Annotated in this window: 21 protein-coding genes and 1 pseudogene; 8 read left to right on the top strand and 14 right to left on the bottom strand. The window is 67.0% G+C overall.

What is annotated here, in order from left to right:
* Nucleotides 1-93 precede the first annotated feature (93 nt).
* The 10 genes from K4G53_RS17805 to K4G53_RS17760 form a co-directional block, all read right to left on the bottom strand.
* Complete coding sequence (locus K4G53_RS17805) at nucleotides 94-1,347, bottom strand: MFS transporter (protein WP_221387016.1); 1,254 nt, start codon at nucleotides 1,345-1,347, stop codon at nucleotides 94-96.
* A 172-nt stretch (nucleotides 1,348-1,519) separates the two neighbouring features.
* Nucleotides 1,520-1,741, bottom strand: coding sequence for a hypothetical protein (locus K4G53_RS17800; protein WP_221387015.1), 222 nt, complete (start codon nucleotides 1,739-1,741; stop codon nucleotides 1,520-1,522).
* Nucleotides 1,742-1,777: 36 nt separating this feature from the next.
* Nucleotides 1,778-3,055, bottom strand: a complete 1,278-nt coding sequence (locus K4G53_RS17795; protein WP_221387014.1) for an AGE family epimerase/isomerase — start codon at nucleotides 3,053-3,055, stop codon at nucleotides 1,778-1,780.
* A gap of 38 nt (nucleotides 3,056-3,093) precedes the next feature.
* Nucleotides 3,094-3,837, bottom strand: coding sequence for a sulfite exporter TauE/SafE family protein (locus K4G53_RS17790; protein ID WP_221387013.1), 744 nt, complete (start codon nucleotides 3,835-3,837; stop codon nucleotides 3,094-3,096).
* Complete coding sequence (locus K4G53_RS17785) at nucleotides 3,838-5,277, bottom strand: NAD-dependent succinate-semialdehyde dehydrogenase (RefSeq protein ID WP_221387012.1); 1,440 nt, start codon at nucleotides 5,275-5,277, stop codon at nucleotides 3,838-3,840.
* 82 nt (nucleotides 5,278-5,359) lie between these two features.
* Complete coding sequence (locus K4G53_RS17780) at nucleotides 5,360-6,175, bottom strand: carbohydrate ABC transporter permease (RefSeq protein WP_221387011.1); 816 nt, start codon at nucleotides 6,173-6,175, stop codon at nucleotides 5,360-5,362.
* Nucleotides 6,176-6,179: 4 nt separating this feature from the next.
* Nucleotides 6,180-7,136 carry a carbohydrate ABC transporter permease gene (locus tag K4G53_RS17775; protein ID WP_221387010.1) on the bottom strand — a complete coding sequence of 319 codons (957 nt, stop codon included), beginning with the start codon at nucleotides 7,134-7,136 and terminating at the stop codon, nucleotides 6,180-6,182.
* On the bottom strand, nucleotides 7,133-8,422 hold the full coding sequence (locus tag K4G53_RS17770) for an ABC transporter substrate-binding protein (RefSeq protein WP_221387009.1): 1,290 nt from the start codon (nucleotides 8,420-8,422) through the stop codon (nucleotides 7,133-7,135). The genes K4G53_RS17775 and K4G53_RS17770 overlap by 4 nt, the downstream gene beginning before the upstream one ends.
* Before the next feature lie 89 nt (nucleotides 8,423-8,511).
* Entirely contained in the window at nucleotides 8,512-9,396 is an 885-nt protein-coding gene (locus tag K4G53_RS17765) for an aldolase (protein ID WP_221387008.1), read from the bottom strand.
* 32 nt (nucleotides 9,397-9,428) lie between these two features.
* Nucleotides 9,429-10,328, bottom strand: coding sequence for a PfkB family carbohydrate kinase (locus K4G53_RS17760; RefSeq protein ID WP_221387007.1), 900 nt, complete (start codon nucleotides 10,326-10,328; stop codon nucleotides 9,429-9,431).
* A gap of 138 nt (nucleotides 10,329-10,466) precedes the next feature.
* Here K4G53_RS17760 and K4G53_RS17755 point away from each other — a divergent pair, with 138 nt between their 5' ends.
* From K4G53_RS17755 to K4G53_RS17735, 5 genes are all read left to right on the top strand, one after another.
* On the top strand, nucleotides 10,467-11,609 hold the full coding sequence (locus tag K4G53_RS17755; RefSeq protein WP_221387006.1) for a Gfo/Idh/MocA family protein: 1,143 nt from the start codon (nucleotides 10,467-10,469) through the stop codon (nucleotides 11,607-11,609).
* Nucleotides 11,610-11,680: 71 nt separating this feature from the next.
* The gene (locus K4G53_RS17750) at nucleotides 11,681-12,463 is read left to right on the top strand and encodes a DeoR/GlpR family DNA-binding transcription regulator (protein WP_221387005.1); all 783 of its coding nucleotides are present in this window, start codon (nucleotides 11,681-11,683) and stop codon (nucleotides 12,461-12,463) included.
* Nucleotides 12,460-13,377: a 2-hydroxyacid dehydrogenase gene (locus K4G53_RS17745; protein ID WP_221387004.1), complete on the top strand. Its 918-nt coding sequence runs from the start codon at nucleotides 12,460-12,462 to the stop codon at nucleotides 13,375-13,377. The genes K4G53_RS17750 and K4G53_RS17745 overlap by 4 nt, the downstream gene beginning before the upstream one ends.
* 51 nt (nucleotides 13,378-13,428) lie before the next feature.
* Complete coding sequence (locus K4G53_RS17740; RefSeq protein ID WP_221387003.1) at nucleotides 13,429-13,896, top strand: SRPBCC family protein; 468 nt, start codon at nucleotides 13,429-13,431, stop codon at nucleotides 13,894-13,896.
* Between the two features lie 7 nt (nucleotides 13,897-13,903).
* The gene (locus tag K4G53_RS17735) at nucleotides 13,904-14,248 is read left to right on the top strand and encodes an iron chaperone (protein WP_221387002.1); all 345 of its coding nucleotides are present in this window, start codon (nucleotides 13,904-13,906) and stop codon (nucleotides 14,246-14,248) included.
* Between the two features lie 208 nt (nucleotides 14,249-14,456).
* Here the strand turns inward: K4G53_RS17735 and K4G53_RS21370 are convergent.
* Nucleotides 14,457-14,612: pseudogene (locus tag K4G53_RS21370) on the bottom strand (recombinase family protein); the annotation flags it as partial.
* A gap of 290 nt (nucleotides 14,613-14,902) precedes the next feature.
* On the bottom strand, nucleotides 14,903-15,418 hold the full coding sequence (locus K4G53_RS17730; RefSeq protein WP_221387001.1) for a hypothetical protein: 516 nt from the start codon (nucleotides 15,416-15,418) through the stop codon (nucleotides 14,903-14,905).
* Between the two features lie 537 nt (nucleotides 15,419-15,955).
* Here K4G53_RS17730 and K4G53_RS17725 point away from each other — a divergent pair.
* Nucleotides 15,956-16,342: a VOC family protein gene (locus tag K4G53_RS17725; protein ID WP_221387000.1), complete on the top strand. Its 387-nt coding sequence runs from the start codon at nucleotides 15,956-15,958 to the stop codon at nucleotides 16,340-16,342.
* Between the two features lie 137 nt (nucleotides 16,343-16,479).
* Entirely contained in the window at nucleotides 16,480-16,824 is a 345-nt protein-coding gene (locus K4G53_RS17720) for a cupin domain-containing protein (RefSeq protein WP_221386999.1), read from the top strand.
* 13 nt (nucleotides 16,825-16,837) lie between these two features.
* Here the strand turns inward: K4G53_RS17720 and K4G53_RS17715 are convergent, their stop codons facing one another.
* The gene (locus tag K4G53_RS17715) at nucleotides 16,838-18,094 is read right to left on the bottom strand and encodes an MFS transporter (protein WP_221386998.1); all 1,257 of its coding nucleotides are present in this window, start codon (nucleotides 18,092-18,094) and stop codon (nucleotides 16,838-16,840) included.
* The gene (locus K4G53_RS17710; protein WP_221386997.1) at nucleotides 18,091-18,552 is read right to left on the bottom strand and encodes a MarR family winged helix-turn-helix transcriptional regulator; all 462 of its coding nucleotides are present in this window, start codon (nucleotides 18,550-18,552) and stop codon (nucleotides 18,091-18,093) included. The genes K4G53_RS17715 and K4G53_RS17710 overlap by 4 nt, the downstream gene beginning before the upstream one ends.
* A 220-nt stretch (nucleotides 18,553-18,772) precedes the next feature.
* Here K4G53_RS17710 and K4G53_RS17705 point away from each other — a divergent pair, with 220 nt between their 5' ends.
* Nucleotides 18,773-19,363, top strand: a complete 591-nt coding sequence (locus tag K4G53_RS17705) for a heme-binding protein (RefSeq protein ID WP_221386996.1) — start codon at nucleotides 18,773-18,775, stop codon at nucleotides 19,361-19,363.
* The last annotated feature ends 253 nt before the right edge of the window (nucleotides 19,364-19,616 follow it).

The raw sequence follows: 19,616 nt of genomic DNA, 5'->3' as shown, positions 1-19,616 counted from the left end.
TGGATCGAAATCCGGGTCACAGAGGTTACGGGTTTGCGATAGGTCTTTTGACTGGTTTGTCATTTTCCTGGCGTCGGGCTCCCGTCCAGGGCGTTAGGCGCGTTCCTCCACTGCCGGCTCCGACCGTTCCTTGACCGGCCGGGGCTCGAGCCATACCTGTTCCCGCGGTCCCGGCGGATAGGCGTGCCTCTTGCCGGCAAGGGTGATCACCAGCGCGGCCACCACCGGAACCGCTGCGGCCACCGGCACCAGCAGCGGACCACCCGCCACCAGCGCACCGGAGCCGTACAGGGCGCCAACGGTGATCCCCAGCTGGATGGTCAGCACCGTCAGGCCGTTGGCGGCCTCACTGTACTCTCCACCGGCGCGCAGGATGGCGGCCTGGTTGTAGATGCCGATCGCGCCCAGGCCCGCGCCCCAGACGGTCATGAGCACCATCGCCAGCACGAGGTTGCCCACGGCCAAAGGCAGCAGCACCATCGACGCGGCGACCGCCGTCGTCGTCAGAATCAGCGAACGGCGCGGACGCGAATCCACGGTGAGCCCGGCAACCCAAATGCCCAGCAGGCCCGAGGCACCCAGGATGGTGAGCGACAGGCTGGTGGCGTAGTCGGGCAGCGCGGCTTCGCGGATGAACGGGGCGATGTAGGTGAACAGCGCGAAGTGGGCCAGCACCAGCAGTGGCCAGGCCGTGGCCACCGCCTTCACGCCCGGCTCGGCGATGGCACGCCGGATGGACGGCCGGGCGGCATCGGAAATGCGCCGGACCCTCGGCAGCAGGAAGAAGGCAAGCACGGCAAGGACCAGCCCGAATCCGGCCAGCACCAGGAACGCCGCCCGCCAGCCAAGGAAACCGCCCAGCGCCGTCCCGACCGGGGCGCCGATCGCCAGGCCCAGGCTGTTGCCGCTGAACACGATCGCCAGGGCCTTGCCCACCTTGTCCGCCGGAACCACCCGCGTGACGAACGGCGCCATGGTGGTCCAGAGCAGCCCGTGCGCCAGGCCACCCACCATCCGTGCGATCATCGCGGTCGTGAAGTCGGGCGCCAGCCCCACCCAGGCGTTGCTGGCCGCGAACGTCAGCACCAGGCCCACCAGCAGCGCGTGCCGGGGGATCCGGGCCAGCAGCCGCGCCACCGGAACCACGGTGACCACAATGACGGCGGCGTAGGCGGCTGCGAGGTAACCGGCCACGGGCTCGGAAACGTTCAGGCCGGTACTGATTTGCGGCAGCAAACCGGAGGGGAGCAGCTCAGTGGTGATCGCGGTGAAGGCGATGGTGGCCAAAACCGCCATCGCGGCGTAGGGAAAACGGGCAGGGGACGGCGCGGAAATCGCGGAAAGCATGGGGGAGGGTCCATTCAAGGGGAGGGTTGGAACGCGGCTCGCTGGCCGGACAATTCCTCCCTTAAATTTACAGGATCAAAACCCCTGCTCCGCGCGGCTCACGGCGTGTTCCACCGCGTCCGGTGCGTGAACGGCGCCCTGCCCGCGCCCTGTCCGGGAAGGAGCCGGATTCCTAGTGGCGGGCCCCAAAATCGGTGTCCGTGTAGGCTCCGGGCCGGCGGGTGGAGGCACCCCGGCAGGTGCAGGTTCCATCCACCTCGAGCCGGACGCTTACCGGGGTGTCGGCTTCCAGGCGGAGGCTGACGGGGCGGTTGTTGGCCGGGCTGTTGCCGGCGTGGCGATTGCCGGTGGGGGAGCTCTGCAGGACTGTTTCTTCGGGGGCAATGGCAGACATGGGTGTGGCCTTTCGGATCGAGGTGTTGAGGGGGAATTAGCGGGCGGCAGGTTCGGCGCCCTGGCCGGCCGCATTGTTGAGGCGTGCGTCCAGCAGGCCTGCCGCGACTGCCGGAGCCAGGCCCGGCGCCAGCGGAAGGCGCGGGACCACCAGGCAGTGCCACAGGTGGTAGATGTCCGCCTTGCCGGACCAGACGGTGGAGGTGACGTTGCCGTTCTCGTCGAGTTCCTGCTTCCAGGATCCGTGCTCGTAGTCGATAAACCAGTCGCGGGCGTGGTCCCAGATCCGCTCGTACCAGTCCGCATACTTCTTCTCGCCCGTGGCGATGTAGAGGGCGGCGGCGCCCCCGATTGCCTCGGCGGGCACCCAGCGGATGCGGGTGGTGACAACGGGCTTGCCTTCCCAGTCCACGGTGTAGACAAATCCCGGATGGCCGTCCGGCTGCCAGGCGTCGCGGATGGCGGCGTCGAACAGGCCGCGGGCGTCCTCAAGCAACCACGCCGGGACGTCCAGGCCACGGGCTTCGAGCCCCGCGCGGAGGTGGAGGAGCAGGCGCGCCCACTCCACCCAGTGGCCGGGCGTTCCGCCGTAGGCGCGGAACTGGCTGGCACGGTCGTCCGTGTTGTACTCCGGCATGGGGTTCCACTCCGGGTCGAAGTGCTCGAACACCCGGTAGTTGTTGTTGCGGGCGAAGTCGTGGATGAGCACCTCGGCGATGTGCAGGGCCCGTTCGATCCAGCGGTTCTCGCCGGTCACATCGGCCACGATGAGGTAGGCCTCCACCGAGTGCATGCTGGCGTTTCCGCCGCGGTATGCCTCAGTGTCGGTGAAGTCGCGGTTCCAGGAGTCGAAGCACATGTTGGCCTTGTGGTCCCAGAATTTCGTATCGGCGATCCGCAGCGCCTCGTCCAGCAGTTCCCGGGCTCCCGGGCGCCCTGCGGCCACGGCACTGGCGGCGGCGAGGAGCACGAAGGAGTGCTGGTAGCCGGACTTGGTGTCGTTGACCGGGCCGGTGTCGTCCACCTCGGCGTACCAGCCGCCGAACTCGTCATCGTGGAGGACGCCGTTGAGTGCCGAGATGCCGTGGTCCACCAGGGTCGCAGCACCCGGCCGTCCCATCAGCGCGGCGACGGCGAAGCTGTGGGTCATCCGCGCGGTGATCCACAGGTGGGTCGGCTTGTCGGCGAACACCTTGCCGTAGTTGTCCAGCCAGCCGAATCCGGTGGGGACCTTCGAGGCTGCGGCGAAATTGATGAGCCGGTCGGTTTCCGCCTCGAGCCATCGTGCGTGGGCGGCACTGTCGAGCCAGGTCATGTCATGTCCTCTTTCTGGTGAAGGTGCAAAATGTCAGGTCAGCCCACGGCGTCGGATACGCCGCGGATGATGGTGGCGGCCGCTCCCAGGTAGGCCAGGATGATCAGGAGGATCTGCGCGGCCCGGGCGGGGACGTGCTTTGAAGCGAGGTCGCCGAGCACCAGGCCGGCCAGGCAGGCGACGGCGACGGCGACCCACATGGCCACCGGCAGCGCCGGGAACGAGGCGGGAGCGGTGATCGCCTTCGAGACCAGGGAGAACGTGCCGATGGTGAAGAAGTACGGCTGCATGGTGGCCGCGAAGGATTTGTGCTGCCACCGGGTGGCGATGGAGTACATGCTGACGGCCGGCCCGCCCACGCCCGCCGCCGTGTTCATGAACCCGCTGAGGCCGCCCGCGGTGAAGAGGTAGCGGCGGCGCTCCGGCAGGGTGGCGGTTTTCAGGACCAGCAGGACGGTCAGGCCGATGGCGAGGAGCACCCCGATGGAGATCTCCAGGATGGCCGGCGGTATGAGGCGGATCAGGATCGCCGCCGGGATGATCCCCACCAGGGCCGAGGCCGCAAGCAGCAAGTACCGCTTCCAGTCGATGTCCCGGACCACCCGGAAGATGATGGCACCCGCCGTCACGGCGCCGCACAGGTTCACCAGCACCACACCCTCCACCGGGCCCAGGAGCAGGACCAGGAAGGGTGCAGCCACCAGCGCGAACCCCATGCCGGTGACGCGCTGCATCCCGGCTCCCATGACGACGGCGCCCAGCACCAGCCCGGTGGTCAGCATTTATGGCCTCCAGGCCACGTACTGGACCTCCTCGAACTCTTCGAGGCCCAGGCTTGATCCTTCCCGGCCGAGTCCGGACTGCTTGGCGCCGCCCATGGGGGCGAAGGCCACGGACGGCAGGGGGTCGTTCACGCCCACGATGCCGGCCTCGAGCCGTTCGGGGATGTCCCAGCCGCGCTTCGGGCTGCTGCTCCACACGTAGGCGGCCAGGCCCATCTCGGTGGCGTTTGCCTTCCGGATCGCCTCGTCCTCCGAGGAGAAGGTGACGACGCCGGCGGCCGGGCCGAACACTTCGGATGCCACCAGGGGTGCGTCGTCGGGGACGTCCGCAAGCAGCGTGGGTGCCATGAAGGTGCCTTTGCCGGGTACTGCCGTGCGCTGGGTGACCTGGCGGGCGCCGCGTTCCAGGGCGTCGTCCACCAGCGCCTGCACCGCGGACACACGGTCGGCGTCGATGACCGGGCCGAGGTCCGGGACCGGTGCGCCGCCGTCGGGAACGCCGTGGCCGATGCTCATCGCGTCAAAGCGTGCGCCGAGCTTCTGCGCGAACTCGTCCGCGATGCTGTCCTGGACCAGGAACCGGTTGGCGGCCACGCAGGACTGGCCGGTGTTGCGCAGCCGGCCCAGGACGGCGCCTTCAACTGCTGCGTCCAGGTCGGCGTCCTCGAACACGATGAACGGTGCGTTGCCGCCCAGTTCCAGCAGGGGCCGCACCACGCGCTCGGAGGCTGACGCCATGATCTGCCGGCCGACTCCGGTGGAGCCGGTAAAGCTGACGGCCCGGACCGCAGGGTGGGACATCAAGGCCCCGGTGAGCTCGCGGGAGGGGCCGTGGACCAGGTTCACCACACCGGCGGGGAACCCGGCGTCGTGCAGGACCTCGAACAGTGCGGTGGCGGCCAGCGGAGCCTTCTCGGACACCCTGCCCACCACCGTGCAGCCGGCGGCCAGCATCGCGGCGAGCTTCCGTGCCTGGATGGAGACCGGGAAGTTCCAGGGCGTGAGGCTGAGGGCCACGCCGATGGGTTTGCGGGTGCTCAGGTGCCGGCGGCCCTGCAGCTCCGGCGGGCTGACGGTGCCGGTGGCACGCCGGGCTTCCTCGGCGAACCAACGGAAATACTCCACCGAGAAGTCCACCTCGCCCTGGGCCTCCGGGAGCCGTTTGCCGGCCTCCAGTGCCAGGGTGTGCGCAAGTTCGTCGCGGCGCTCCGCCAGGAGGTCGGCCGCGTTCCGGAGCAGGTCCGCCCGGGTTCGGACCGTGGTGCGGGACCAGGAACTAAACGCTTCGGCAGCGGCGTCGGCGGCTTTGGTGGCGTCGGCGGCGGTACCCCACGCCACCTCGCCCACGGTGCTGCCGTTGCCGGGATCAGTCACGTCCTTGGCGGTTCCAGCGGCGTGCCAGCTGCCGTTGACAAGGTGCCGGGCCGATGTGAGGTTCATGGATTCTGCCTTTCGTTGGCTGGGAGGGCGCGGCCACCCGCGCAGCCGCCCGTCGTCGTCGTACTCAATCCCTTGCCAGCTCTCATCCCTTGCTCGCGCCTGCGGTGATGCCGGCAACAAAGTAGCGCTGCAGGAAGACGTAGGCCACCACCACGGGCAGGGATGCCAGGATGACGCCGGCGAACAGCAGCGGGTAGTTGGTCTGGAATTCGCCCTGGAAGCTCAGCAGCGCCAGCGGCAGGGTGCGGTTGCCGGGGGTCTGGATGAACAGCAGCGGGTACAGCAGCTCGTTCCAGTGGATGACGAACAGGAAGATCGCGGCGGCCGCGATGGAGGGGGCGGAGAGCGGAAGGGCGATGGAGGCGTAGGTCTTCCACGGTCCGCTGCCGTCGATGGAAGATGCTTCGTAGAGTTCCTTGGGCAGCGTCCGCATGAACCCGCCCAGGATGAACACTGCGATGGGCAGGGTGGACACCACGTTGGCCAGGATCAGGCCGGCCAGGTTGTCCAGCAGGCCCAGCCTGCCGAAGAGGACGTACAGCGGCACCATGTTGGCCTGGGCCGGGATGGCCATGCCGAGGACCAGGAAACCGAAGATGGCCCAGGACATGAACCCCTTCAGCCGGGCCACGGCATAGCCGGCCAGGCTGGCCAGGAACAGGGTGAGCGGCACGGAGACGGCCGTGACGATCACGCTGTTCATGAAGGACGAGCCCAGGTTCTGGCCGCCCACCACCTCCGCGAAGTTGTCCGGGGCGAGGGAGTGCGGAAGGCTGAACGGCCCGGCGAACAGTTCCTGCGTGGTCTTGAAGCTGCCGAAGGCCACCACGGTCAGGGGAACGATGATGATGACCGCGTAGATCGCCAGGATGGCGCGGCGGCTTATTGAGGCGAGCATGCTGCTAGTCCCCCTTCGGGGTCAGCCGGAGCAAGCGGCGCTGCAGCCAGGTGACCAGGGCGATCATCGCCATGAAGATGATCGACTGGGCGGCGGCGTAGCCGAACTCCGAGTTGGCAAAGGTGCTGTAAATGCGGGTGGAGAGGATATCCAGGGCGGCCTTGGGCGGGTTGCCGGCAATGCCGAGGATCAGGTCGAACGCCTTGAACGACTGCACCGTGGTGTAGGCCACCACAATGGACGTTGCCGGTGCCACGAACGGCCAGGTGATGGACTTGAACTGCTGCCACTTGTTGGCGCCGTCCATTTCCGCAGCCTCGTAGAGTTCCCGGGGGATTGCCTGCAGGCCGGCGATGTAGACAACCATCATCTGGCCGGCGTGGAACCACACCTGGGTGACGGCCACCCAGTACAGGGCCTGGGCGTCGTTGCCGAGGTAGGAGCCGCCGTCGATGCCTACCGCGCCCAGCACCGAGTTGGCCAGGCCGAAGTTGGGGTCGTAGATGAACTTCCAGATGAAGGCCACGGACACGGAGGACAGGATGGTGGGGAAGAAGAACAGTGCCCGGAGCAGGATGCTGCCGCGCGAGTTCTTGGTGAGGAGCAGCGCCAGGACCAGGGAAAACGCGGTCTGGGCGATCACCACCAGGAGCACGAACTTCAGGTTGTTGGTCAGCGCGTTGGTGAACAGCGAGTCCTTGGTGAACGCGCGGATGAAGTTGTCCAGCCCCACGTAGTTGAACGCCGCCGAGAAGCCGTTCCAGTCCGTGATGGCGTACTGGAAGGCCTGCAGCGTAGGCATCACCAGGAAGAAGGCGACGACGGCGACGGCGGGCAGCGGGAACAGGTACAGGGCCGGATTCACCCGGGTGGGAGAGCGGCGGCGCACCTTGGCAGGGTTGTCGGCATGTTGACTGTCCGGTGCCTTGCGTTTGGCAGCCGTTCCGGGATGGAGGCTCATAGCCGTTCGTCAACAATCTTCTGGGCGGCTGCGGCTGCCTGCTCCGGGCTGGTGCCGGAGATGACGGCCGTGGCGCTGGCCTCCACCGCGTTGCGGACGTCCAGGTTGTTGAACTGGAACCGTGCCGCAAGGGCGGTCTTCTTTTGCAGCCAGGGGCTCAGGCGCTTCAGGTCCGGGTTGGTGTACTCCACCTTGTCCACGGAAACGTGCTGTGCGGTCTGGTTGGCGTAGTAGCCGGCGTTTTCGGGCTCGGAGAGGAAATCGATCCAGGCGGCCGCGGCGGCCTGGTTCTTGCTGGCCGAGTTGACGCCCAGGATGAAGGTGGCGTTGTAGACGCCTTCATACTTGGCTTTCCCGTCGGAGGAGGTGTTGGGGAACACCAGGTCGATGGGGAATTTCGCACCCAGGCCACGGACGGCGGCGATGTGGTAGGAGCCGGTGGCCAGCATGGCGGCCTTGCCCTGGGAGAACAGGTTCTGCGCAGGCTCCACCGCGGTTCCGGTGGCGTTGGGCTGCAGGTACGGGACCAGGTCCTTGTACTGGTTCAGCATCTTGATGAACCAGTCGTCGGTGACCTTGAGCTTGCCCTGCTCGATCTGGGCGCACATGTCGTCCACCGGGGCGTTGTTGGCGATCATGCAGTTGAACAGCTGCCCGCCGTTTCCAACGTCCCCGCCGGGCCAGGAGATGGGAATGACACCCGCGGAGGCGAGCTTCTCACACATGCCCAGGAAGGCGTCCCAGGTCTTGGGGGCAGTCTCGGCGCCGGCTTTGTCGAAGATGTCGAGGTTGGCCATGGGCATGGGGAAGACCACCTGGTAGGGCAGGCCCAGCTGGCTGTCGCCGTTCTGGCCGGCGGAGAGCAGGCCCTTCTGGTAGTTCTTCACCGCCTGGCTGTCCTTGAGCTCGGTGTAGATCCCGGCTTCGGTGAAGTTCTTGAACTGGGCGCCGCGGAATGTGGCGAAGGCGTCGCCGATGGAGCCGCCGCGCAGCTTCTGCAGGGCCTGGGCGTTGTAGTCGTTGGAGGTGGAGATGTCCTGGGCGACCTCCACGCCGCTGTGCTTTGCCGCGAAGCGCTTGATGAGCTCGTCAAACACGGCTTTGTCCTCGCCGCGCCAGTGCGCGAAGGAGACCTTGCCGGTGACGGCGCCGGTGGACGGGGCGGCCGGTCCGCTGGCTCCTCCGGGCGCGGTGGATCCGCCGGGCCCGGCGCACGCCGCCGCGGTGGCGCCGAAGCCCAGGGCGCCGAGAATGGCCATGGCCTGCCTGCGTGAAATCTGACTCACAATAATCTCCTCGTTGAGTGTTTGCTGTGCCTTGTTTGCTTGCTGCGGAGAGGGGTTGCCCCGGCGACGCTGCGGTGCTCCAACCGCGCCTAGGCGTGGGTCCGTTGGCTGGAGACGACGTCGTCCACCACGGCGCAGAGGCGCTGCAGCCGGCGGACAGCGTCCGTGGAGAGGGATTCGACGACGTCGGGGGCGCCGATGCAGGAAGCCCACACGGCGCGTCCGGAGAGGAAGCCGCTGGCCCCTTCCAGGCAGGCCCACCGGACGGCGTCGGGGAAGACGTCTTCGGGGACACCCGAGGACAGGACCACCCAGGGCCCGTCGATGGCCTTGGTCAGTTCGGCGCAGGCGGCGCGGACCTCTGCCTCGGGGGCCTGGCCCTTGAAGGGGACCTCTGCCTTGTAGAGGTCGGCGCCCAGGCCGCCCAGTTCCTTGGCGGCGGCGAGGATGCCGGCGTTCCAGTCGAAGTCGCCGCCGGCAAGTGGCTTGCGGGAGACGGGTTCGATGATGCTGATCAGCCCGGCGGACCGGCAGCTCTCCACGAATTCGCGGACCATGGCCACCCGGCCCTCGGCGGGCTCATCGGGGCGGTACAGCACCAGCAGCTTGAGGGCCTTGGCGCCGAGGGCCTTGTACTTGTGCGGCTCCACCAGGCGGTCGATGGTCACTTCGCCCACCAGCTCGCCGTGCGCGGATTCGAAGTGGTCCGCGGAGGCGATGAGTCCGCAGCCGGGGTCCACGACGCCGGCCTCGATGGCCTGGTCAAGGGCGAACTGCCGGTCGATGAGGATTCCCGAGGCATAGGGGCTGAGGATCCGTGCGGCCTCCAGCTTGAAGGTGCGAAGGTCCTCGTCGGTGACGGGCTTGTCCGTGTGCTCGGCGAACATGTTGCGCATGGCTTCGCGCTGGTCCACGGCGAGCATCGCGAAGGCGCCTGAGGGGCGCTGCAGGGGGGAAAGGTCGGTGTGGCTCATGGGCTGCTTCTTTCAGCTGGCTGGTGGGATGGCTAGGCAGGTTGGTTGGTGGCAAGTTCGGAGTTGACGGCCTGGTGCGGGATGGCCGAGCGGCCATCCAGGCCGGCACAGGATGCTGCGGCGGTGCGGCCGGCGAACGCGGCGGCCTCCACCAGCGGCAGCCCGGCCGCGACGGCGGCGAGGAGCGCGCCGTGGTAGACGTCGCCGGCGCCGAGGGTGGAAACGATCGTTGCCGGCGTGGCGGGCACGTGGACGGGTTCGCCGCCCCGTTCCAGGACCCAGGCCCCGTCTGCGCCGGCGGTGGCGACCACGGCGGAGGCGCCGTCGTCGACCGCTTTGCCCAGGAGCGCCGCGGGGGAGAGGTCCGCGCCGTACTCGGCGGCGAGCCGTTCGATGGTGGGGACGTAGAGTGCGACGCCGCGTGGGCTGAAGGACGGGATGGGGTTGCCGGCGTCCACGCTGATGTTCAGGGCGGGGGTGCCGGCCAGGGCGTTCCAGCCAAGGTGGTCCGTGTGGACCCACGCGGCTGATTCCAGCAGTTCGAAGAACCGGCTCCCGGCGGGAAAGCTGACCGGGGGCACCGGGCGGGTGACGATGGCCCGGCTTTCGGTGGCCCTGCTCACGATGATCACGCTGGCACCGGTTTTGACGCCCGGATCGCGGATGACGGCCGACGTGTCGACGCCCTCGGCCTCGAGTCCCGCGACGATGCGGTCACCCTCTTCGTCGGTGCCGAGGACGCCGGCGAAGGCGGTGCTGGCGCCTGCCCGGGCCGCTGCGACTGCCGCCGTGGCTGCGGGGCCGCCGCCCGCCGTCGCGAAATCCGTGGCGACGGTGCGGCTGTCCGCTGCGGGGTAGTCCTGCACCAGGGCGATGGAGTCAAGGGTGGCGCAGCCTACGAAGAGCAGGGGTCCAGTTGACGGTTGGGGCACGTTCCACCTCGTTGTAGTTGCGGCTGGTACTGAAGAAATATACACACGCTATGTTGGAAAAACAACACTTTCTGTATAGTTGTGTTTGGGATGCAACGCCGCGGTCCCCCCACTCAACGTAGAGAAACGGAGCAGCTCATGTCATTGCCTACTGCGGAAACGGTCCGGACCATCCGGTACGGGCTCATCGGAGCCGGCCATATGGCCCGTGAACACGTCCGGAACCTTGCACTGATTCCGGGGAGCCGGATCACCGCAGTGTCCGATCCCACGCCGTCCTCGCTCGAGGAGACCGCCCGGGAGATCGGCTATGAGGTGCGGACCTTCGACTCACACCGGGACCTGCTGGCCTCCGGCCTCGTGGATGCGCTGGTCATCGCCAGCCCCAACGACACCCACCTGGGCATCCTCAAGGACATCTTCGCCAGCGGAACCAACCTGCCTGTGCTCGTGGAAAAGCCCGTGTGCACGAGCGCGGAGCAGGCCGACGAACTCGAACAGCTCGCCGCCGGCTACCAGGCACCGGTGTGGGTGGCCATGGAATACCGCTACATGCCGCCCGTGCAAGAGGTCATCCAGGCCGCGCACAACGGCAAGCTCGGCAACATCTACATGCTCTCCATCGTGGAGCACCGCTTCCCGTTCCTGCACAAGGTGGACTCCTGGAACCGCTTTGCCGAACGGACCGGCGGCACCCTGGTGGAGAAGTGCTGCCACTTCTTCGACCTGATGCGGCTGATCCTGCAGGATGAGCCCGTCCGCGTCTACGCCAGCGGCGGCCACGACGTGAACCACATGGACGAGGTGTACGACGGGCGGATCTCCGACATGGTGGACAACGCCTACGTGATCGTCGATTTCAAGGGCGGACGCCGGGCCATGCTCGAGCTGTCCATGTTCGCCGAGGGGTCCAAGTTCCAGGAGCGGATCTCCATCGTGGGTGATGCCGCCAAGATCGAGACCCTGATTCCTGTTGCCGCCAACCACTGGATCCCCGGGGACGAGGCCGAGGCCACGGTGGAGTTCAGCCCGCGCTCGCCGCTGGGCCCGGAAAAGCACGAGGTCCCGGTGGACGAGGCAGTCCTCGCAGCAGGCGCCCACCACGGCTCCACCTACTACGAGCACCTGGGCTTCCGTAAGGCCATCCTGGGCGAAGGGCCGGTGGAAGTCACCGTGGCGGACGGCCTGCAGTCGGTCCGGATGGGCCTGGCCGCCGAACGTTCCATTACGGAAGGCCGCCCCGTGGAGCTTACGAATGCCGCTTCCGGGGTACGTTCCTAAGTAGATTGGTGTTGGAATTGCAACACTCCGCCAGGCTCCGGCCCGGCATATTGGGGAGGAAAGAAGGGGATATGAGCACCGCACGGAAAGAGGGTGCGCTGACGCCCCGCCAGCGCACCATCCTGGACGAGTTGGGCAGGCGCGGGTTCATTTCCACGACCGACCTGGCGGAGACGTTTGCAGTTTCGGACATGACCGTCCGCCGCGACACCCGCGTGCTGTCCAAGCTGGGCCTTGCCCGGGTGGTCCACGGCGGCGTCAGCGCGGTCGACGGGCACGGGCAGAATGCCGACTTCGCGGCGCGGGTGCGGGAGGATTCCGACGCCAAGCTGCGGGTGGCACGGGCGTGCGTGGCGATGGTCGGGGAGCGGGACGCGATCATCCTGGACGCCGGCACCACCACGTACCAGATCGCGCAGCAGCTGCCCACGTCGTTCACGGGCACCATCATTACGCACTCCGCTCCCGCCATCCAGCGCTGCCTGCAACTGACCGCGGCGCGCACCATCTGCCTTGGCGGGGAACTCCTGCTGGACAGCCAGGCGTTCAACGGGCCCATGACTGTCAGCGCCGCTGCGGGACTGCGGGCCAGGACGGCGTTCATTGGGGTGTCCGGCATCCACGATGAAGCGTTCTACATTGAGCGGGACGTGGAACGCGCCACTAAGATCGCCCTTATGAATTCGGCTGAGCAGGTGGTGGTGGTGGCAACCCACCAGAAGATGCTGCGGTACGCGCTGGCGCGGCTCGCGGCCTTTGATGCGGCGGATGTCCTGGTAACGGATACGCCGCCGCCCAGGGAAATCGAGAAGGCGCTCAGCGCCGCCAACGTCAAGCTCGTGGTTGCCGCGTGACGGCGCCGCTGCGGGTGTGCCTGCCCGACCAAAAGCTCATCGACGCGCTCGAGCCGATGGACGGCGTCGAGTTCGTCCTCTGGGACCTGTCCGGCCCTGCACCGGAAGGCCGCGTGGACCTCCTCGTGCCCGGCTACATGGGTAAGCCCACGGCGCTCGCCGCGCTGGAGGGCGTCGACGTCGGCCTGGTGCAGAGCCAGTCCATCGGGTACGACGGCGTCGCTTCCGTCCTGCCCGCGGGCGTCACCTTCGCGAACGCGGCGGGTGTCCACGAGACATCGACGGCGGAGCTTGCCGTGGGCATGATGATCGCCTCCCAGCGCGGGCTTCTGGACTTCGTCCGGAACCAGGACGGCGGGACCTGGGACAACACTCAGCGGCCCAGCCTCGCGGACCGGCGCGTGCTGCTGGTGGGCTACGGGGGAGTGGGCAAGGCGATCGAGGCCAGGCTCCTGCCCTTCGAAACGGAGGTCACCCGGATGGCCAGCCGCTCACGGGAGGATGACCGGGGGACCATCCACGGCATCGATGAACTGTACGAGCAGTTGCCGCTGCACGAGATCGTGGTGGTCAGCGTCCCGCTGAGTGAGGCCACGGAGCGGCTCGTGGACGCGAAGTTCCTCGCCGCCATGCCGGACGGTGCCCTGCTGGTCAACGTGGCCCGGGGGCCGGTGGCGGACACGGACGCGTTGCTGGCCGAGGCTTCAAGCGGCCGCCTTCGCGCGGCACTGGACGTGACCGACCCCGAGCCCCTGCCCGCGGACCATCCGCTGTGGACGACGCCGGGCGTGCTCATCACCCCGCACGTGGGCGGGGCGAGTTCGGCGATGTTCCCACGGATGGTCCGGCTCGTGCGGAAGCAGATCGGATTGCTGCTGGATGGCAAGGACCCGGTGAACGTAGTGCTGCCGTAGTGCTTCCGCGCCGCGCTACCCAGGGCGCGCCCGGGCTCCTATGCTTGGGCCATGTCCACCTTTGAGGTCCGCCGCAGTGCCGTCATCCCTGCCGCCGCCGAAGATATCTTTCCGCTGGTCAACGACTTCCACGAGTGGACCAAGTGGTCCCCGTGGGAGGTGGTGGATCCCGGCATGAGCCGGCGCTACTTCGGCCCGGACGCGGGCACCGGGGCCGGGTACGAATGGAGCGGCAACCGCAGGGCAGGCAGCGGAACCATGGAGATCGTGGAGTCGCTGCCGCCCAGCACCATCCGGATCCGGCTGCAGTTCACCAGGCCCTTCAAGGCGCTGAACCCCACAACCTTTACGTTCGCACCCGTCCCCGGCGGAACTGAGGTCACCTGGGTGATGACCGGCGAGAACAAGGGCCTGGGCAGGGTGTTCGCCCTGTTCATGAACATGGACAAGATGGTGGGCACCGATTTCGAACGGGGACTCGCCTCGCTGTCCGCCGCCGTGGCGGCGAAGACGGGCTGATCGTTCCGTGGGCCTGGTGGATGAGGCCATCGCCGCCGTTGCGGAACCGGACCGCGGCTGCCTGCTGCGCGTCGTGGAGATCGCCCGAGCCCTGGCGCCGGAGGCCACCGAGGGCATGAGCTACGGCATGCCCGCGCTGAAGGTGGATGGCAAGCCCCTGCTGGCCGCCGTGGCCGCGGCCAGGCACCTCTCCATCTTCCCCTTCTCTGCCGCCGTGGTGGAGGCGGTGGCCCCGAGGCTGGACGGCTACTCGCTGTCCAAGGGAACCATCCGCTTCACCGCGGACCACCCGGTGCCGGAGGACGTGGTCGGGGACATCGTCAGGCTGCGGTTGGCGGAGATCCGCAAGTAAGACCCCGGGGGCAGTACCAGCCGTCGAATCAGGTTGCGTTGCAGGCGTCCACGCATGATCCCAGTACCTATCCTGAATGACACGGAGAATCTGCAATTAACGCATGGCTCGGCGGACAGCTCAAAAGCAGGCTGACGTCATGGAAAATACATTCGAGTCACCCGTGGACACCGTCAGGAACATGGGCGTGGAGTCCGGCGTACTTTGGGCGATTCATCCCTGGCCGCTCGACTGCAGTCCTGCTTCCGGACGTGACATCGGCGAAGACATCACGCTTTTGGACCCCGGCGCCCACGAGTGCATCAAGCTGCAGTTAGGCGTCTTGGCCCGCGGTGCTTACCCGCATGTATCCGGGGTGCCTCACCGGCTCATTCTGCCTCAGAAACCCCTTCCGGCACCCGCACAAGACAAAACACGGCGAGACAACTTTCCAAGACAACGAGATGCCCGTCCTGACGTGCTCCGGTTCGGCTTTGACAGGAAGGAGGCAGTGTCTTGAAAAGCTGTTCGTATATGAGACCTCCAGCAGCGTGACCACGAAGACTACTGATCACGCGGACGTATCTGTGCGGGAGGAGGACTTTGCCTGAATCGTGCAGCGAAAAGGCCCGGCGGGTAAGGGCCGGGCCTTTTCGTATAACCTTCCTGTTGCCTTTAGCGGACTACGCGGGTTCCACCGCTGTAGGTGCCCGGGATGGCCAGGGTCGCGCCGCTGGTGTTATCAGTGACGACAACGTCGGTGTAAGACCATGCGGTGAGGGTTGCCGTCTGGCCTGAGGGGCAATCCAGAGCGGCGGCAGGATCCTGGGGAGTCAACGTCAGCGAACCGACGATGTTGCCGTTCTTGTCGGCCGTGAAATACCCGGACGCGTACACGGGGACATCCGTGACCGTCTTCTTGATGTCAGACGGGTTGTGCCCGGACTTGGTGAGGCACTGGTAGGTGCCACTGAAGTCAGCTGACGCAGTGACGTACTCGGTAGCCCCTGATTGCAGGCCCGTTTCCTTGAATTGAACGACGAGGTTCGACCCTGAAAGGCTCGCACTTGTGGCGTTCTTGATGAAGTGCGGGTTGCCGCCAGAGCCGTCAGGTGCGGCTTGGGCGGGGCCTCCCATGAGGAAGAACGCCGTGAAAACGGCAGCGAGAATAACGAGAATGCGCTTTAACATTGTTGTCTCCTGGAAAGGACACGAGGTTTAGCTATACCGCCTGATCGCTGCGGCGGATTGAGACTGGGTTCCCCAGCCAGGCCCGTGCGCTAAGGTTCACGCCGCGTCATCACGGCGCCCCACGCCTGAATTATAAATCCGGGCCCAAACGGAGAAACCGCTACCGGCGGGTATTAGGGACCCCCACCCCCCCAACTCGAGTGCACGGCGTAGACGATCTGACAGGTCAACTTGTTCGACGCGCCCCGGCCGCATCGGAACGCTGCCGGCGTGGCCCTGCCCCGGGCGATTGCCGCAGCGCGGAAATAGCCCTTCCGGAGCCACTTAAAACCCCTATTTCCCCCCGGTAGAAACGGTTCCATAATGGCCTCATAGGCTTCGGGGATTCCGCGCTGCTGATGGCTGGCGCAGCGGAAAAGGGTCCCAGGTGGCCGCCCCGGCAGTCGGCGCACGGGCGGCCACGTGGCCCGGCGCGGGACGGCCGGACCGCCTCCGGGGGAGAGCAACGCCATCACAAATGTGGCAAGGAGAATTGTCATGCTCACAGATAAGCAAGTCATGGCTGTACTGCCAGCCAAGGACATCGACCGGGCCAGGGAGTTCTACCGTGACAAGCTCGGCCTGGAACCCACCCAGACGGTCGAAAATGACAACCTCATCTACAGGTGCGGCAACGGAACCGGGTTCCTGCTCTACAGGACCGATAACGCCGGTTCTGCCAAGAACACGCAGATGGGCTGGGCCGTCGAGGACGTCGAAAAAGAAGTGGCAGAGCTGCGCGCCCGGGGCGTGGTCTTCGAAGAATACGACATGCCCGGCCTGAAGACCGAGAACGGCATCGCCACCATGGAAGGCATGGGCAAGGGTGCCTGGTTCCTTGACACCGAAGGCAACATCCTCAACATTTCCTCGATCCCGTCTTGACGGCCAGGGCCTGCAGCAGCAGGCTCAGCACATAGGACAACGACGCCGGCACTTGCCGCCCGAAGCACCCCTTGCGCGGGTGCGCCGCAGCGGCGGGCCGGCGCCGCCGTCGTACGGGCCGCAGGAAGGGGACCGCAGTGGATGGCGATGAAGTGGTGCCGGCCTCGAAAGGCGTCAGGGTTGAACTGCTGGCAACCGTGGACCTGGCGGGCGAGATTGAGGGGATGGAGGGACGCCAGCTGCGGATGCGGATGGTGACCATTGAGCCCGGCGGTGTCTTCGGTCCGCTGCATGACCATCAGGACCGCCCCGGGACCGTCTATATCCTGCGGGGAACCATCACCGACCACCGGGACGGCGTCGCCACCGAATACGGCCCGGGAGTGGGCTGGCCCGAAGACCGGAACACCCTGCACTGGCTTGAGAACCGGGGCACGGTTCCGGCAGTGGAAATCTCGGTGGACATCGTCCGCAAGGACTGACCCCACCTGATGCCTAGACGGCGGGTTCGCGCCGGCCCAGCGCCAGCCGGACGGCGTCCCGGAAGCTGAGGCGGTTCCGCCGCGTCACCGCAATCACCGCGGCCAGCCCCGCCACCAGCACCACGATGCCGCCCGCAGCCACGGCCCAGCGCGCGCCGAATTCGCTGCCGATCCACCCCATCAGGGGCGCCCCCACCGCCGTCCCGCCCTGAAGAACGGCAAAGTACAGGGCCAGCACGCGGCCCCGGAAGTGCGGCTCCACCGAGAGCTGGATGCTGGTGTTGCAGTTGTTCAGGAACGTGATGGACGCCAGGCCTACGGGAACCAGCAGGGCGGCGTAGAGCCAGAACGACGGCGCCACGCTGGCTACCAGCGTGAAGATGCCCAGCCCCAGTGCCCCGCCGAGCAGGTACCGCAGCCGGGGCCCGGACCGCCGCGCCGCGAGCAGTGCGCCGCCCAGCGTGCCAACGGCCATGATGGAGCCGAGGAGGCCGAATTCGCTGGGGCCCATGTGGAACTCGGTGGTGGCCATCAGGGAGTTCGTGACCGGGAAGTTCATTCCGAAGGCGCCCAGTGCCCCCACCAGCACCATGATGAGCATGAGGTCCGGCCGGCGCCGGATGTAGCCGATGCCCTCAGCCACCTGGTGCTTGCTGCGGGCGGGCCGGGCCGGCGGGGCGAGCTCGGACCTGCGGATCCTGAACAGCGAGACCAGGACGCCGGCAAAGCTGGCCGCATTCAGCAGGAACACCGGGCCGGTTCCCACCCAGGCGATGAGTACGCCGGCGATGGCGGGGCCGGTGAGGCGTGCCGTATTGAACGACGCGGAATTCAGGGCAACGGCATTGGCGATGTTGTCCTGGCCCACCAGTTCGGACACGAAGGCCTGCCGGGCCGGAGCGTCCACGGCGCTCGCCACGCCCAGGCAGAAGGCTGCGAGGTAGGCATGCCACAGCTGGGCGGTCCCGGTAACCACCAGGAGCCCCATGGCCAGGCCGGTCAGGCCCATGGCCAGCTGGGTCCAGCGCAGGATGATGCTCTTGCGGTAGCGGTCCGCCAGTACCCCGCCGTAGGGGCCGAAGAGCAGCATGGGCAGGAACTGCAGGCCGGTAGTGATGCCCACGGCGGCACCCGAGTGGTCGGTGAGGACTGTCAGCACCAGCCAGTCCTGGGCCACCCGCTGCATCCAGGTTCCGATGTTGGAGACGATGGCGCCGCTGGCCCAGATGCGGTAGTTGGGGTTCTCCAGCGCCCGGAACATCGCGCTCATTTGCCGCTCATTTCCTGCATGATGCGGGCGGCCTGGCTGAGGATCAGCCGCTCTTCCCCGCTGAGCCCGGCCACGCGCTGGGCGAGCCAAGCGGTGCGCTGGCTCCGGGCTTCTTCGAGGACGGTGCGGCCGGCGTCGGTGATGTCGATCCGGACCTGGCGGCCATCTTCTGGATGCGCGGACCGGCCGACGAAGCCCTGGTCGGCGAGGGCGTTGACGATCCTGGTCATGGACGGGGCCTGGACGTGCTCGCGATCGGCGAGTTCGCGGAGGGTGCGGGAGCCAGACTCGTTCAGCTGGGCCAATACGGTGTACTGCCCGGGGGTGATCACGTCGCCGGTGGCTTCGACGCGGAGCCTGCGCGAGGTGCGCATGACGGCGGTGCGGAGGTCGATGGCGAGGGTGTCCGGTGCGGCGGGGTCTACGGTTTTCAGAGCTTTCGGCTGAGTGGATGTCATGGGGTCGGGTGCGCCTCCTGGTGGCGGTGACGATCAGGCTGCTGATAGTTAGCACTGCTAATTAGTCCTGCTAATCAGTATGCCCCCATTGCTTGCCCGGGGCAACGGGTTGCGGGTGTGCTTCCTGCCATACCTCCTTGGTCTGGGCGCAGATAGGGGGATCCTTGAGGGGTCTTCGCTCTGGCTGCTCCCGGTGGACGGGCGTAGGCTCTGAAGCACCATGACCGAGCAGCAGCCCTTTGAACTGGTCCGGCGCTACCCGCACTTCGAGCTGCGCCGCTATCCGGAGTATGCCGTGGCCGAGGTTGTGGTCACGGCGGACTTCGACCGTGCCGGCAATGCAGCCTTCCGCCACCTCTTCAACTACATCAGCGGAAACAACGCGGGCCGGCAGAGGCTGGCCATGACTGCCCCGGTAATCCAGGAACACGTCACGGGGGAGCAGGGGGCGCCGCAGAAGCTGGCGATGACTGCGCCCGTGATCCAGAGCGGTCCCCTGCCCGGTACCGGGGAGCCCGCCGAATTTGTTGTGGCCTTTGTGCTGCCGGCGGGAGTGACGGCTGAAACTGCCCCGGTACCCACGGACCCCAGGGTCGCCGTACGGGCGGTGGCGGGCTCCCTTGCCGCGGCGGTGCGTTTCTCCGGCAGCGGATCGGCGGCAGGATTTGCGCGGCACAACGAGGGGCTGCAGGCGGCGCTTGCCCTTGCCGGCCTGACCCCCGTTGGGCCGCCCCGTTTTGCCCGCTTCGATCCACCCTTCAAGCCGTGGTTCCTGCGGCAGAACGAAGTAATCCAGGACGTCAACGAGTAGTCCGCCATGGAAGGCCGGGCGGTATCAGCCCAGGCCGCGCGGATGCATTGACGTTCCGATAGTTTCCATGTTTCCGCCGGTTTTCGCGCGGAAACCAACTTCTGGCCTCGACTCTATGCACGCCTCCGTGCACACCTCCGGGCGCCTGTGCTGCTCCTGTTAGCGCCCTCACGCCAATGCGACGTGCGGTAAATAGCCTCCTCCCACTTGTTGTCACCTGTTGTTATTGCTGAAACTTTACGATAGTTTCTTC

The sequence above is a fragment of the Arthrobacter sp. MAHUQ-56 genome (assembly GCF_019710585.1).
Classification (GTDB): Bacteria; Actinomycetota; Actinomycetes; order Actinomycetales; family Micrococcaceae; genus Arthrobacter.
This window is presented reverse-complemented; position numbering and strand designations above follow the sequence as displayed.